A 15,016-nucleotide genomic window follows, 5' to 3' on the forward strand; every position below is an offset into this window, starting at 1 on the left:
GGGCACAACGACATCCTTCCCACCCGCCCCACAGGGCAAGCCAGTTCAGATGTCACCCGATCGTGCGGCAGACCCCCACGGTAAGACGGCGCACCACACCACATGCGGCGATCTCAGCAGTCGCTCCGCACATGCGGACTTTCCCACTACAATGCCCATCTCCGTCTGACACTTCTCTGCCCGGCTCGCGCGCCCGCGGGAGAAGCCTCTTGGTGTGAGTGGTGCCGTCGTCAGCGCGCGCCTATGAGCGAACCAGGGCTTGGGCAGCGGCGTGTGACCTTCGCGGGCAGCCGTTCCGGCCCCGCCACCCTGTATCGGCTCGACAGCTCCTGTGGAGAACCGAGGGTGGACAGCCCTGTCGCTCGCCGGCTGCGGCAAGGCGTGCTGGTCAGCGGATCCAGCGGAAGTCGAGGGCTTCGAGTGCGTGGCGTTGTTCTTGGGTGAGCCGGAGTGGGTCGCGGCGTTTGTCGGCAAGCCAGGCGGCGAGGTGGAGTCCGGTGTCGGGGCAGAGGTAGTCGTAGGGCACGTCGAGGTGCTGGTGGCTTCGCCAGAAGGCGCGTGCCGCGCGCAGGCCTCTGGCGAAGGCCATCTGCGTGTATCCGCGTGGGCGTCTGAGGAGCAGGGCCAGGGGGTGGTGGAGCGGGAGGGCGCCCAGGAGTTCGTGCTGGCCGGGGTGGAGGGCGGGGAGGGAGTCGATCTGGGTGTCGAGCCAGCGGGTGAGGGGGGTCTCGTCGGTGTCGGGGCGCAGGTCGGGGAAGGGGAGGTTGCCGGCGCGGGCGGCGGCCAGGGCCTGGGCGTAGGTGTGGTGCCAGTGTTTTGGCCAGTGGGTGTTCCACCAGGGGTAGATCTCGTTCAGGGCGCGCTGGTAGCCGTAGGGCAGGGTGCGGTCGTTTGCTTCGCGGCGGCGCTCCGCGATCCAGCGGCCGAGTCGGATTCCGCCGAAGGTCTCTTCGGTGTGGGGGGCGAGGTGGCCGTGGCGGGTTTTGTAGTCCCGGGCGATCCGCAGCTTGTACTCGATGCTGGTTGGGGGGTGCGGCCAGATCATGCCGAGGGTGTCCAGTTGTTCGATGCGTTCGGGCAGGAGCATGTTGTTGATGCGCAGGGAGCGCTGGCGGCCGATCCACCAGCCGAGGCAGAAGCGGTCGGGGCCGAGGTAGCGGCTGGGGACGTTGAGGTGGCCGTAGGTGTTGAAGTAGCGCTGGGAGCTGTCGAATCCGATCTGCCATACGCGGTGGGGTGCTTGGGTCGCCTGGAGGTCGAGCAGGGGAATGATCTCGTCGGCGCGTTCGGGCCGGGCGGCGAGCCCCAGGACGTCGTCGGGCTCTTGGGATGCCTTTGCCCATTCGACGCGGTGGATGACGTGCTCGTCGTAGACGCTCAGGGCGATGAGGACGTCGTAGAGGAGTTGGTAGGGGGTTCGTCTGACTCCTTCCTTGAGATCTTGTCCTGGTTCCATGAAGACGGGGATGACGATGGTGGAGATCTTGTCGTCGCCGGGGTTCTGGCGCAGGGCGCGGCCGACGGCCTGGGCGATGTCGAGGGAGCTCTGTTTGGCGTCGGCGAAGAGGATGGAGTCGATGCTGGGGACGTCGATGCCTTCGCCCAGGCAGCGGCAGTTGGTCAGCACTGCTCGCTGCGGGGCGGTGTCCTGTGTGGTGGTGATGATCGGGACGGAGCCGAAGTCTACGAGTGATCGCCGGCGAAGGGCGGGGCGCTGCTTGGCGTTGACCGTGCCGACGAGGAGGGGCGCTCGCGTCTCGGGGGGCATGAGCGCTGCCGTCTCGTGAAGGGTCTCGGCGAAGATGCCGGCGGATGCGATCAGGCGGTGGAAGGTCAGGGTCCGCCGCAGGTCGTAGAGGTGCTGGGCGCGCAGCAGTGCTACCTGGGCGGCGGCTGTGCGCAGGCCTTCGGCGCCGGCTGATGCGATCGAGGCGTGTCTGAGGAGGTGGCGCAGGTCGTCGTCGCTGATCTCGACGGCGACGATGCGGTAGTCCGCGAGCAGCCCCTGGTCGATGGCTTCGGCCAGGGAGATGCGGTAGACGACGGGGCCGTAGAGGCTGTGGTCGTCCATGGAGGCGACTTCGCAGCCGATCGCCACGTGTGAGCCGGTTTTCTCGTCGAAGACGCGCGGGGTGGCGGTCATGTAGAGACGGCGGCGGGCGGGCAGGGCGTCGTTGTCGTGGACGACGCCCCAGGCTTTGTGGAGGTTGCCGGCGGTGCGGTGGGCCTCGTCGGAGATCAGGAAGTCCCAGGGCGGCAGGTGGTGGTCGTGGTGGGCCTGGGTCAGGTTGTTCAGTGACTGGTAGGTGCAGAAGACGTTCACCGGGCCGTCGGTCAGGGATGCGTGGCGGGCGAGTTCGCCGGGGTCGCGGACCATGGTGAGGATTCCGCGCAGCGAGCGGACCTGGGTGTCGTCGCGCGAGCAGTAGCCGAGGTAGATCCCTTGGCGGCCTTCGCGCTGCCAGACGTCGGCTGTCTGCTCGAGGAGCTCCAGGGTGGGCATCACGACCAGGGCGTTGCCCTGGGGTGCGGTCTCCTGGGCGGCGTTGAGGGCGACGAGGGTCTTTCCCGTTCCGGTGGCCATGATGACGCTCACGCGGGGTGCGCCGTCGGTGAACTCGTTCATGCAGGCGTCGACGGCAAGTGTCTGGTGGCCGCGTAGTGGTGTTCTCAGGCCGTTGCTCGTCAGCGTGGCCACGGCGCCCTCCTGGCAGCGGGTCGTCTCGTTGCGGATCAAGGTTCAGACCCGTGCCGTGGAAGGTGTGGCGGTGTTGCCGCCTGGTTCACCCGATGGAGTTAAGGGGCCTTGACCGGGCTGTACGGCGGCTGACGACGATAGAACGCGGGCGTGCGGAATGGTCGGAGAAGGAGGGGCGGCGTGGTGCTGCAGGTGCCGGGGCTTTACGGTCCGCGTCAGCCCCTTCCGCTTCGGGCTCATCCCCTGCCCGGGGAGTCGACGGGGTCGTTCGTGAACCGGCTGGCTCACGCCAACGGACTGGGACTTGCGGATTTCCTTCAGCGGGTGGGCCAAGGCGTCGGGTCGTCGTCGGGCGATGCGGCGCGGGTGGAGAAGTACCCGCAGTACACCGAGATGTACGTCAACCAGGCGGGGCTCGAGTATCTGGCCGTGCTGGCCGGTGCACCGGCGGCCGTGTTGCAGCGGGCGCTGCCCGGGCTTGCCCCGCGTCACCGGCTGCCGGGTGACGGGGATGCGGTGTGGAAGTGGCCGTGGCAGCCTTCCGAGGGGCATCTGGTGCGCTGCTGCACGAGATGTGCTGAGGTCCGCGGGGTCAGGGAGCCGGCCTGGTGGCTGGTATCGGACAGCTGGCGGGTGTGTGCCCGGCACCAGCTCTGGTGCGACGACTCGCGGACGGAGCCGCAGGGCGGGCTGTCCTTGAAGGAGCTCCCCGAAGTCGTGGCAGCGCATCTGGAACGTGCCCGGCTGAAGAGGCAGTTCGGCCGGTCCGGTGAGGAGTTGTTCGCCGACGCCTTCCAGGTGGCCGCTGACTGGTGGAGGTCGATGCCCATGGTGCTGCGCTGGGTCCACCGGGCGTGGGCGTGCGGGCTGGAGGACCGCAGTATCCGGGTGATGCCGCTGGTGGTCTATCCGGAGGCTGCGCAGTTGGCGCAGCTGATGCTCCAGTTCGAGCAGTCGGACGTCCGGGACAGGGACGCCTGTGGCCGGTGGCTCGGCAAGGCCGAGGCGTTGATGGAGTCGTGGGATCTGGATGTCCAGGCAGGCAGGGGCCCGCTGCTGGACTGGCTGCACCGCCACCGGGCCCCGTCGGACGCGGAAGCGCAACCGGCCGCCAGGACCAGAAGGGGGCGGCTGCCGCTAGCCCCGGGGCACAGCCGCCTCGCCTCACCGACAGGCACGCTGGAAGCACGATCATGCCTGTCCTGAACCGGCTCTTGGCAACTACGGGGGCTCAGCCGCGCCTGCGCCTGACTTGCACCGGCCTTGGAGGAACCAGTGCTGGAAGTCATCCTGTTCGACCCTGATCGGCCACTGCCGGTACAAGGACCATTGGTGTGCGGTTTCGCCACTCGGTCTGCGCACGGGCAGCCGACGCTGGAGGAGCGGGCCGGGCAGGTACGCGGGGCCGGGCCGCGGTGCGGCGGCGGGCGGTGGTCTGCGTGAGCACGGTAAATGCCTCCGGCGCGCTACTGGACGGCAAGGGGGTGCCGGGCGCGGGGCAGGGTGTCGTGGCTCTGTACCGCGAGCCCTACGGGCCGGTGCGCGCGTGCAGTGCGGCCGCACTGCGTGGGGTGGCGCTGGAGGAGTTCGGTCCGGTGAGCGAACCGGTGCCGTACCGGGGCCGCAAGGGCATCATCACCTACTGGCCAGTGGCGACGCGGGAGCAGACGGTGGTGTGCGGCAGCCTGCGGCAGTGGGGGCTGGCGGTCGAGCTCGACTTCGAGCCGAGCTGGGCGGCGTTCAGTGCCGGCCCGGTGGAGCTGAGGTGGCGGGCGGGAGGCCGCGAGCGCCGCTGGCGCCCGGATTTCGTGGCGCGGACGACGAATGGGACACGCGAAGTGCTGGTGTTGAAGCCGCCCGGCGCTGAGGGCGTGCCTTCCTCGAGGCTTCAGGTGCTTGAGGAGGTCGCTCGGGAGGCTGGCTGGCGGGTGCGGCAAGTGCGCGAGCCGTCAGGGATGCGCAGGCGCAATCTGACATGGCTGGCCGGCTACCGGTTTCCTTCCGCTGGCGAAGAGGGCCCGGGACGGGCGCTGCTCGAGGCGTTCAGGTCGCCGACGGGCCTGCGGGCCGGAGTGGCGGCAAGCGGGCTGGACGAGCTGACGGGCCTCGACCTCGCCTACCGGATGCTGTGGCAGCGGCGGCTGCTGTTCGACAGCGCACAGCCGCTGCTGCCCGACGCCGCGGCCTGGACAGCCTGAGGACCGGAAAGAGGGGGCACGTGGCGGGAACAGGCGAGAGTCGGCGTGCGGGGGCTTTGTCCATCGGGGCACGAGTGCGCTGGCAGGGGCGTGAGTGGGAGGCGGTGGAATGGCGGGGGCCTGTGGTCACGCTGGTGCCGCAGGACGGTGCGGAGGCGCCGCGGGCGGTGTCGTACCGGTGGCTGGTGGGAACGGAGGACTTCGCCGTCCTCGCCGGCGGCGCAGCACCGACTGCGGACAGCGCGGTGCACAGAACGTGGGAGCGGCGGGAGGACCAGGAGGACGAAGCTGCTCTTTGGCAGGAGCGCATGGTGGAGATCGACACCGGTCTGGCGCCGGGCCGAAGCGAGCATGAGCAGGGATTCGGGCCGGGAACAACCCTGGCCCAGCGGTGCGCTGCCATGTCGGCGCGGCTGGCCGCCGACGGCATCCGCTGCTCCGCCCACACCCTCGCCGACAAACGACGAAAGTGGAAAGCGGCCGGAGAGAACCCGGTCGTCCTGCTCCCCGCCGCGCGGGACAGACGACCAGGGGGCTTCACCGATCCGCGCTGCCTGACCGCCATGCAGGATGTGGTGGCCCGGCGCGCGCACGATTCGGACGTGACCATCGACCTGATCCGCGAAGAGGTCGAGGATCTGCTGCACTCACGCTACGGTGCAGAACTCGGCGATCCGGATGCCGTGGCCGCGCTGATGCCCTCCCGTTCCACCTTCTACCTGCGGATGAAGGAATCCGGCCTGGCCAATGCCCTGGACCGGCCGACCCGGGCCCGCGCCGCTCTGGCCGCCACTCCGCCCCTGCCCCACGGCGGGCGCGAGGCCGTGCTGCGGCCCGGACAGGTCACTCAGGTCGACACGACACCACTGCGACTCCTGGCCCGCGGCGACGACGGCCGGCCCACCTCCACGGAGATGACCACGCTGATCGACGTGGCCAACCACAGCCTCTGCGCACTGATGATCACGCCCAGCCGGTCCAAGGACGCCGAGAGCGGACAGCCCGGCCAGGCGACCCGCGCGATCGACCTGACCCTGATGCTGGCCCAGGCTCTCGCGCCCTGGCCAGTGATGCCCGGCTGGGACCCGCTCAGCGCGGCCGCCACCTCCAGCCTGCCGTTCGGAGCGCTCTCGGCGGCGGACGCACGGTTCACGGAGGCTACCGCCGCCCGCCCGGTCATCCGCCCCGAACTGATCATCTACGACCAGGGCAGCCCTTATGTGAGCCAGCACTTCACCGAGGTCTGCGACCGGCTGCGTATTGCCCGCCGCCCCGCGCGCAAGAGGACCGCTCCCGACAAGCCGCTCGTCGAGCGCTTCTTCATCACCCTCGCGCACCGCTTCAGTCAGCACGTCCGGCACGGCTGGCAGGGCCGCAGCCACAAGAAACGCGGCCGCGGTATCGACCGCATGCCGCTGTACACGATCGCCGAACTCCAGCAGATGGCTCAGGAATGGGTGGCTCTGGAGTACCAGCAGACCCCCGATGCGGGACTGCGTGACCCGTTCCGGCCGGGCGTTGTGCTGTCGCCCAACGACATGTACGCCGTCCAGGTGGCCCGCAGCGGCTACCGGGCCGTGCCGCTCTCCCCTGCCCAGAACCGCTTCTTCCTGCTGCCGCGGTGGGTCACCCCCGGCAAGGGCGGCTTCATGATCAACTACCGGACCTACCAGCCCATCGCGCAGGACGCCGGGCACTACAGGGAGATCCTCCTGCGCGGCAGCTCAGAGCTGCCCGGCCACAACGGCCAGTGGGAATGCCGCTTCAACCCCTACCGTCCCGAGCGGGTGTGGCTTTATGACCACACAGCGGGCACCTGGGTGACGTGCGACTTCCGGCTGCGGCACCTGCTCACCGACCCCTGGACCGCGGACATGTGGCAGGAACACGCCGAGCAGCACCAGGCGGCCGGCGGCAGCGAGAAGGGCGAGGAGGCCATCGCCCTGTCCCTGGCGCAGCGCGACCGGCGCCGCCGCAGTCGCAGGCCGCCGCCCAAGCGCACCGGGAAAGAGCCGATCTTCCAGGGCCTGGAGTTGGAGACCGAGGAACCGTCCCGGGATCCCTACGCAGATCTGGAGGAGTTCGACCTGTCGACACTGCGGCCCTATCCGGCGCAGCCCATCTCTCCCTGGGCCCCTTTGGCCGTAGACGCTGTACCGGCGCTGCGCTCAGGCGCAGGTGGCACGGAGCCGTTGGAGGGCGGACAGGCTCCGCATCCGCTGGCAGCGCTCTTCTCCGACGACGGCGACGGTGACGGGCCTGCGGACGGCTCCACGGCCGGAGGGCCAACAGATGTCTGCGAGGTCGTCGACGCGGAGCTCGTCGACGACCTCGATCCAGAAGGTGATGTCGGTGGCGAGATTGAAGGCGACGTGTGGGAGGCGTAGGCGACGACTTACAGCCGTGAACGACCCGGCACCCGTCGGCCGGCCCCGGGCAGGACTTCCGGCCCGGGGCCGGCCTGCCAATGCGAGGCAGGTCCGTGACGAGAGAGAAGCGTGATGAAGGCATCCGTCGAACTACGCAACAAGCGTGAAGCACGTCTGCGTCAGCAGCTGCAGGACACCCCGATGCGGCCGCTGCCGCTGTTCCAGCTCACCGGCTGGACGCACTTCGTCGACGAGGAGGTGGAACCGCCCGCACTGGCGCCGGGCAGCAGTCCCGCTGCGGACAGGAAGGAGGACGAACAGGCCATCGCCTACCACCGGCATCTGCGCATGGTGCCCACCGACGCGATGACCCACATGCAGGACATGGTCGTCAAGGCGGTCCACGGCAACAGCGGGCGCCGTGACGGGCTGATGGACCACGTCATCGACGGCCCTGCGGGCACGGGCAAGACCTGTCTGCTTCGGGCGATCGGACGCACCGCCCAAAGAGAGATCGAAGCCGCCACGAACGGCAGGCAGGCGAACACCATCCCGGTGGTGCACATCACCACCCCCGCAGACCCTGAGCCAAGGGTGAACTGGCTCTGGGAGATCGGCTCCTACCTGGGGCTCAACCCCGAGCCGAAAAGCCTGGCGGAAGTCCTGGAGATGCGCCGCCACCAGGACGTGACCCTGCCGGTCAACTACGTCCTGGAGACCGCACAGACCCGCCTGCTCCTCATCGACGACATCGACCGCGCCTCACCTCAGCACCTCGCAAACGTCCTGCCCTATTTCGACTACCTGCGCAACAAGCTGGGCATCTCGCTCATCTTCTGCGGCACCGGCGCCAGCCACCGCCTGCACCAGGCCCGCATCCTGGCCCAGGACCTCACACGGGTCAGCGAGGAGAACCGGATACGGCTCGAACAGGCAGGACAGCCCGCGGATCCCGCCTCGCCCTCCCCCACCGCCCTGCTGCCCGTGACCTGGCTGCACCCGTTACCCCTGGGCACCAAGACCGAGGAACAGGAAATGTTCCGACGCGTACTGACGAGCTTCGAAGCCGACCTGAGACTGCACCACCTGGAGGAGAACGCCCTGAGCAAACACGCCGCCGAACTCCACCGGCGCACCGGCGGCTACTTCAAAGCCCTCACCTACGTCATCTCCACCGCCGCCGTCATCGCGATCCAAAGCGGCAGCGAGAACATCACCATGAAAGAAATCGACACCGCAACAGCCCAACTCGGCACCTGAAACAAGCCGCAGGCCCCCGCGGTGCCAGCCGGGCCGGCGCTCCTGCCCGTGGCTGCCGGGCGCCAGAGGCCCCCGCTGCGCGCCGTCCGCCCCGGCAGGGTCCGCTGTTCCGCGACGGGCAGTGGGGGCGGGCCAGCAGGTGCCGATCGCGGAATTCCTGCGGTGGGTGTCGCCGACCGCGTGGTGTCGCACGGCCCGGCCCGGGCAGCGGATCGAGGGCTGGACGGTGGGCCCTGCCGCCCTGACGCCCCCGCGTCCTCCTGCGGGACAGGACGCCCTCCCAACTCCCCCGAGAAGTGGCACAAGGACGAAATCGCCTCCGCTGTCGTGGACATCGAGTTCCGCGCCACCGACCAGACTGCCCCGACCCGGCCCGCCGCAGCCAGCTCGCGACCCGTTCCGGCGAAGCCGCTGCTGGAGGCGGGACCACCACGACGAATACGAGAAGGAGTTGTACGAGGGCGGCACCTGCACCTGCGACCTCATCGAGCAGTACGGGCGCCCTCCGAACGGGACGACTACTGAACCATTCCCTGACTGCACCCTCCCCACCACGCCGGACCCCAGGCCCTTTCTTCAGGCCCGGGGTCTCGTGCTGTCGGGGCCAGAACGGGCGCAGGCGTACGGACCGCGTAGGCCGCTGGCAGCCACGGGAAGAGACGTCACCACCGCGACCGGCTCGAACCGGACTCGCCGCCGTGTTCTCCCAGGTACGGAGTCACGGCGTGAACTATCCAAGAGTTCGGCTCCAGAGCATCAAAGATCACCGTCTGAAGCGTTAAAGGTTCCAGGTGCCAAGTATGTGCCTGCCTGCAGCTTCTGGCAGCAATGGTTTCCTACTGGGGTCATCTGTTATCCCAGGTTTTCCGATAACCCGGTCTGAACGGGAGGCGGCCAAGCGGCCGCACCGGAATTCGACACCCGCTTCGTACGACCGATCGGCGAACATGGACTCCGTGAACACCGAACTGACCGTGCTCAAGAGGGACATGGCCGTGAGCCAGGACGACACGATACGGATGCTGCTGGAGCAGTCCAAGCGCACCGGTCGTGCCGTCCTCATCCGGCGTGCCTTCGTCCAGGACGCCGATCCCGGCCTCCGCCTGGTCACGCGGCCCGGCCCGTTTTCCAAGATGCTGCGCAGTAACGAGCGGCTGGACCTTTTCCTCCTGATCCACTGCGTCACCGCGCGCGCCGGCTGGGGCGTCGCTCACCGGTCCGAGACCTGGGGCCGCGCGGCGGGGATCTCCTTCGCCACCAACGGCACGGCGAGCGCCGCGGTCTCCCGGCACCTGCACAAGCTCAAGGAGCTGAAGCTGATCAGCACCGAGCCGTACGGCCGGATGACGAAAATCACCAAGTTGCTCGAGGACGGCTCCGGCGACCCGTACACGCTGCCGTCGGGCGACAAGGAGGGCTCCCGCAAGAGCACCTACTTCAAGGTGCCGTTCGCGTACTGGGAGCAGCACTACCACCGGTCGCTCTCGATGCCGGCGAAGACGATGCTACTCATCCTCATGAGCCAGCGCAGCCCGTCCTTCGCCCTGTACAAGGCCAGGGAGTACGCGCTCTGGTACGGGGTCTCCCCGTCAACGGTCGGGCGCGGCATCGAGGAGCTGAAGAAGAAGCGCCTGCTGTACGAGTTCCTCTCCGAGCAGCAGTTGGACGGCTTCTCCGTCCTCGGGCAGAGCACGCGCGTCCGCTGGGCTCTCGCCGCGCCGTTCGACCTGAACGTCAACAAGACGGAGCGCGAGGCGGCAGAGGCCGTCTGGACTCCTGAGGGCATCGCCCGCACCGCGCTGCGGATCGGCTCCCGTATCCCCGCGCTCTCGGGGGCCGCGATTCCGCGATGAGCACCGCCGGGGCTACGGCCCCGGCCCCACGACTCCCGGCCCGGCACACCCGGGTCGGGCGCGGCGCAGGTCGCCGCCCCGCAAACGGGCGACGGCCCCCTGTTACAGCAGGGAGCCGCCCAGTGAAGAAACCGACAGTCACTCCCCAAGGAGGCACCATCAGCATGTCCAACGAGCCTAAGGGCACCGACCGGCCGGCGTCGACCCGGCGTCACCAGGGCAACGGCAAGCTGCGCCACATCTGGTCCGAGATCCGAACCCGTCTGCGGCAGCTGCTGGACTGCGGCCTCCGCCGGCGCCTGCGCGCCCTCGCCCGTACGGCGGGCTACGGCATCGTCCGCGGCTCCGCCGGCGCCGTGGGCGCGAGCGGGACCGGGTGGATCATCTGGTGGATCCAGCAGCGCTGACCCGACGCACCCTCTGATCCCCTCTCCCCGACCTGGTGGTCCCGGTCCCGAGGCCGGGGCCACCAGCGGAGCACACGCCGGTCGGTGACGGCACAGCGCCATCTATAAGGCTGTCGTCCAGCTCACCGAGCCGGACGGTCGCAGACCACCGTAAAACTGGGGCTGTTCGTCGACAATTCCACTGGACACGCCCAAGGTCACCCAGACCGGTGGATGGGAGTCTTAGCGATCTTCGACGATGAAGCACGCCCGCTGGTAGAGCTCATCGAACGTGATGATCTCTACGTCCTGGATCGATGTCCTGTACAGCTCGAAGGAGTTGATCTTCTCCGGGTTCACGGCGCCGTTATGGGTGAACTCGCGCAGGCTCCCGATCACCACGACCTGCCGGGGCCGGGTGGTGGACAGTTCGACGCCAATCGGGGTGCCATCGTCGTCGTAGATGCGGGTGAGGAACTCGCGGGAGATGAGCTGCTGTGCCTTGCTGACCGTCTTCTGCACCTGCGCCACGCCGCCGCCCAGTTCTTTCGATGCCTGGTAGACGCCCGCGCGGTATGGCGTCTTGGCGAGCAGCTCCGTGTCGTGGGTCTTGATTTCGCAGAAGAGCATGCTGCTGATCAGTCCCTTGGAACGCATGATGGCGTCGATGCGTTTCCCGGCTCCGCCGAAGATGTTGGCACCGGTGGTGATGCGTTCCAGTTTGCCGTCGTCGATGGATTCGCAGGCGATGAGGTTGAGCCCGTAGCCGAAGATCCACTGGTTCGCCTCGAAGAAGGCCTGCCAGACCGCCTCCGCCCCGCGCGTCGTTGCCAGGCTCTCCTCCTGCTGGAAGTAGTCCGGATCGGTCAGCAGCCGCTCGAACCTATGGAGTTGCTCTCTGCGGTTGCTGATCAACCGGATGTCTTCCTCAGTGAGCCCACCGCCGATCGCGGTCCTGACGGCACCGAGAACCATCGACCGGTCCTGGCCGGTCAGCAGCTGGGTCAGCTGGGCCTGGTCCCCGGCCACGAGCTGGAGGGAGTCGCCGGGCGTGCTCAGCCCGGCGCAGCCCTGGAGGAAGTTGATGACCTTCCAGAAGTTCTCGTGTACGTTCCCGGTGTCGACGAGCGCCTTGACCGCCCGGGTGGCCCCGGTGTCGGGCACCGTCTGCGTGGCGGAGACCTCCCCGGCCTTCTTCTTGTCCTTCTTCCACAGCTTGATCCTCGGCGTGAAGGTGTTGCCCTTCACGATGATGGTGACGCTGCACAGTGTGGCCACCTGGGGCCGGTCGTCGAGGACGAAGTCGGTGATCATCCGGCGGGCGCGGGTGTCGTAGAGGTAGTGGAACCCGCTGCCGTCATGCGAGCCGCGGATCTCCAGGTCGGCGAAGTCCCCTCGGGTGACGTCGAACTCGGTGGTGGAGAAGGGGAGTCGGAAACCGCGAACGATGGGAGTGGCGGGTGCGGTGGCTTGGGCCCGCCAGTCCGGCGGGATGTTGGGCAGCGGCCGGGTATCGCCCTCAACCACGAGGTCCTGGACGTCGGTGCGTCCGAGCTGGCTGAGCAGGGTCTTCAGCGCCCGCCAGATCACCTCCTTCATCTCCGGGGCGCAGGTGGGCTGGAGCTCGCGCTCCACGGTCAGGACCGCCTCGTAGGTGTCCGCCGTCCAACCGTCACCAGGCATGGGGTGGAAGAAGCCGCCGTCGCGGCGCAGGGTCAGGACAGCTGTGCGCAGCAGGTCGCGTGCGGTCTCCTCGCCGGCGCAGTCCAGGAGGCTGTAGGTCTGCCCGAGGACGAGGTCGAGCTTGCCCGTGTCGTCGTCGTTCAACGGCAGCGGGACCAGCGGGCCCGTGGGCGGAAGTCGGACCGGCGTGTAGATAGGGCGGCCGGAGAGGAACTCGTAGGGCCGCAGGCCCCATCCGTCCGGTGCCAGCAGCCGGTTCAGCTCCTCGACCTGCTTCGTCGCCTCATCGACGTCAGCCGCAACCTCGGGATGGACGGTTCGTGCCAGGAAAGCGAGCAGCACCTCGTCCGGTCCGTCGGAGAGCTCCAACCGAGAGTCCTCGAAGATCCAGTCGTCGGGCAGGTCGTCGTTGTTAAACCGGTGCTGCTGGATTTCGGCGCGGACAGTCGGGAGCCGGCTGTTCTGGGACGTAGGTCGGTCCAGGTCGTAGAGGTCCTCCAGGAACGTGACCTCGTCCAGTTTCCCCCACCAGGGGCTCGATATCCCGCGCAGGTAGTTGAAGATGTCGTGCCGTGTCACCTTTGTGATCGATGGCTGCGCGTGTGCCGGGGAGAGGTCGCTGGACGTCATGTGTCCAGGATGGAGGGCAGGGCGGTCAGGTGCCCGTCGATCGGGACTTTCCATCTCCCGGACGAGACGTCAGGCGGCGAAGCGCAGCGCGGTAGCGGGGCGGTAGGGGATGCGTTCGGCGTAGGCGCGGTCCAGAGCACTGGCGACGGCTGCGACGGTTTCGTGGGCGGCGTACTTGAGTAGGCGGCCGTCTGACACGGAAGCACACCAACGCCGAACTGCTGCGCCTACGCGGGCGGCCTGGTGAACCACAACCCCCGAGAAGTGGCGCAAGGACGAGATCGCCTCCGTCGTCGACAACGAGCTCCGGTCCGCCGCCTGGCCCGGGGCCGGCCAGTCTCCCGCCCCGCCCGCGTCAGCCGCAGTGTGCCGAAGGCCCTCGAGTCGGTCGATCAGGATCTCTCCTTTGGGGGTCAGGACGTGAGGCTCGTGCGCTCCCATGTCGGCCAGGAGGTCGGAGACGAGTGCGCAGGCCACGACGACGGCCTCTCGCTGGTCGGTAACGATGGCGGAAAGATCACCGGTGGTCTGCGCAGGAACTGCTGGGAGCGGCGTCGCGGGGCCGTGGTGGAAGGCGTGCTCCGACGCGATCAGGTGCACGGGCTTGTCGCTGTCGTCGAAGCGGTGGAGTGCAGCGGACAGCATCAGGTCGCCAGCCGATCCGGTCTCCGCCGCCCAGGCTGCGGCAGCCTGTACCAGGGCCACGAGGTCGAGTTCGAGTCCGCGCTGGAACAGCCGCTTGGGGTCATCGTCGTTGGTGTGGTCGCTCTGGAGGTTGATGGGCATCGCCGTGTAGAAGCTGCCGTCCTGGTGGAGCTGGCCCGGTCGGTATGCCTTCGAAGCGGACCTGGCGGCGGCCGACCAGCACGGGGCGGGCCGGTTGCACGTTGGTAGTCACGCCTTCGCCGGCGAGCTTGACGAAGCGGTCGAACGCCGCGTCCCGATCCACCCGCGTGGTCACGGGATAGGTGCCGCGGACGGGGACGACTACGTGCCCACCCAGCAGGCGCAGCGCGCCTGGGCCACGTGGGTGGGACGTGGCGGGCGCAGCAAGGAAGTGGCACGTGAGGGGGCCGTGGGCCTGCTGCAGCAGATCGCTCATCCGCTGGCATCGCCGACGGCCCGGGCCCGATTCGTGAGGATCGTCGCCGAGCTCGGCAGCGGCACTGCTCTGACACTCCGAGGGCGTGCCGAACTCCTGGATGCTGTACGGGATGTGATGGAGCCACACAGCGTGTTCGCGGCCAGCGGTCTGGTGCCCGCACTGGGGCCCGCGCAGGCCCCGATGACCGTCGAGACTGTCGCGGGCTGCACCGAAGCCATCAGCGTCGCGCTGCGGCACACCCTTGCCGGGAAGGTGACCGGTCCTCAGCTGGAAATGGTGCGGGCGATGCACCGGGCCTCAATGGCCGACAATCTCAGGCAGCATCGCGAACTCGCCACCTCCGCAGGCGAGTTGACTGAGCTCTTCCGTGAGCCCACTGTCCAGGAGCCGTTCGACGAGGTAGGCCGGCAGCTGCTGCTCACTCTCGGCTTTGAGCTGACCCGCCACCGCACAGACCGGCGCCCGAAAGATCCCGGACCACGCTGGCAGGGTACCGGCCGCTGACCACCGCCGTGGTGCGCTCATGAGACGAGCGCTTTCGTCATCACCGCGCCAAGCGGGGCACTGGGGATCGCAGATACGATCCTGCCAGCCCCCTGACCAGCACAAACCAATCCACCTTTAAACCACGCAGCGATAACAGAATCCTGCGCCGATCACTACATTCCGAGACGATCACTGAACCTGCACGTCAAAGCCACCGCAGCTTCCGAAGCTTCTACGGAATCCCCAGCTCCGAGCCACACCGCACGATGGCGGAAAGTCCTGAAACGATCACTAAACCCCCTGGTCAGCACGTCACCCACCCAGTGATCACCAACAGATTTGTCACAG

At 68.3% G+C, this 15,016-nt stretch carries 10 protein-coding genes; 7 read left to right on the forward strand and 3 right to left on the reverse strand.

What is annotated here, in order from left to right:
* Positions 1-388: 388 nt before the first annotated feature.
* Positions 389-2,698 carry a helicase associated domain-containing protein gene (locus tag AC4IJH_RS41435; protein WP_490857207.1) on the reverse strand — a complete coding sequence of 770 codons (2,310 nt, stop codon included), beginning with the start codon at positions 2,696-2,698 and terminating at the stop codon, positions 389-391.
* A gap of 180 nt (positions 2,699-2,878) precedes the next feature.
* On the opposite strand from AC4IJH_RS41435, the gene AC4IJH_RS41440 reads away from it, so the two are divergent.
* From AC4IJH_RS41440 to AC4IJH_RS41465, 6 genes are all read left to right on the forward strand, one after another.
* Positions 2,879-3,904 carry a TniQ family protein gene (locus AC4IJH_RS41440; RefSeq protein ID WP_490857208.1) on the forward strand — a complete coding sequence of 342 codons (1,026 nt, stop codon included), beginning with the start codon at positions 2,879-2,881 and terminating at the stop codon, positions 3,902-3,904.
* 233 nt (positions 3,905-4,137) lie between these two features.
* On the forward strand, positions 4,138-4,896 hold the full coding sequence (locus tag AC4IJH_RS41445) for a TnsA-like heteromeric transposase endonuclease subunit (protein WP_490857209.1): 759 nt from the start codon (positions 4,138-4,140) through the stop codon (positions 4,894-4,896).
* A gap of 122 nt (positions 4,897-5,018) precedes the next feature.
* On the forward strand, positions 5,019-7,283 hold the full coding sequence (locus AC4IJH_RS41450) for a transposase (protein ID WP_490857210.1): 2,265 nt from the start codon (positions 5,019-5,021) through the stop codon (positions 7,281-7,283).
* Positions 7,284-7,397: 114 nt separating this feature from the next.
* Positions 7,398-8,525: an AAA family ATPase gene (locus tag AC4IJH_RS41455; RefSeq protein ID WP_490857211.1), complete on the forward strand. Its 1,128-nt coding sequence runs from the start codon at positions 7,398-7,400 to the stop codon at positions 8,523-8,525.
* A 956-nt stretch (positions 8,526-9,481) separates the two neighbouring features.
* Positions 9,482-10,378, forward strand: coding sequence for a hypothetical protein (locus AC4IJH_RS41460; RefSeq protein WP_490857212.1), 897 nt, complete (start codon positions 9,482-9,484; stop codon positions 10,376-10,378).
* 164 nt (positions 10,379-10,542) lie between these two features.
* A complete protein-coding gene (locus tag AC4IJH_RS41465) occupies positions 10,543-10,785 on the forward strand; it encodes a hypothetical protein (RefSeq protein WP_490857213.1) in 243 nt (80 codons plus the stop codon).
* 222 nt (positions 10,786-11,007) lie between these two features.
* Here the strand turns inward: AC4IJH_RS41465 and AC4IJH_RS41470 are convergent, their stop codons facing one another.
* Positions 11,008-13,077 carry a Shedu anti-phage system protein SduA domain-containing protein gene (locus AC4IJH_RS41470; RefSeq protein WP_490857214.1) on the reverse strand — a complete coding sequence of 690 codons (2,070 nt, stop codon included), beginning with the start codon at positions 13,075-13,077 and terminating at the stop codon, positions 11,008-11,010.
* Between the two features lie 69 nt (positions 13,078-13,146).
* Positions 13,147-13,863, reverse strand: a complete 717-nt coding sequence (locus AC4IJH_RS41475; RefSeq protein WP_490857215.1) for a hypothetical protein — start codon at positions 13,861-13,863, stop codon at positions 13,147-13,149.
* A gap of 205 nt (positions 13,864-14,068) precedes the next feature.
* Here AC4IJH_RS41475 and AC4IJH_RS41480 point away from each other — a divergent pair, with 205 nt between their 5' ends.
* Positions 14,069-14,686 (forward strand): hypothetical protein, encoded by a 618-nt coding sequence (locus tag AC4IJH_RS41480; RefSeq protein ID WP_490857216.1) that lies wholly within the window; start codon positions 14,069-14,071, stop codon positions 14,684-14,686.
* Positions 14,687-15,016 lie beyond the last annotated feature (330 nt).

This window comes from Streptomyces sp. UF-297, assembly GCF_058245575.1.

Bases quoted from the DNA above. Each gene is read 5' to 3' on its own strand.
- AC4IJH_RS41455 (WP_490857211.1), top strand. From the start codon at position 7,398: ATGAAGGCATCCGTCGAACTACGCAACAAGCGTGAAGCACGTCTGCGT.
- AC4IJH_RS41465 (WP_490857213.1), top strand. From the start codon at position 10,543: ATGTCCAACGAGCCTAAGGGCACCGACCGGCCGGCGTCGACCCGGCGT.
- AC4IJH_RS41470 (WP_490857214.1), bottom strand. From the start codon at position 13,077: ATGACGTCCAGCGACCTCTCCCCGGCACACGCGCAGCCATCGATCACA.
- AC4IJH_RS41475 (WP_490857215.1), bottom strand. From the start codon at position 13,863: ATGCCCATCAACCTCCAGAGCGACCACACCAACGACGATGACCCCAAG.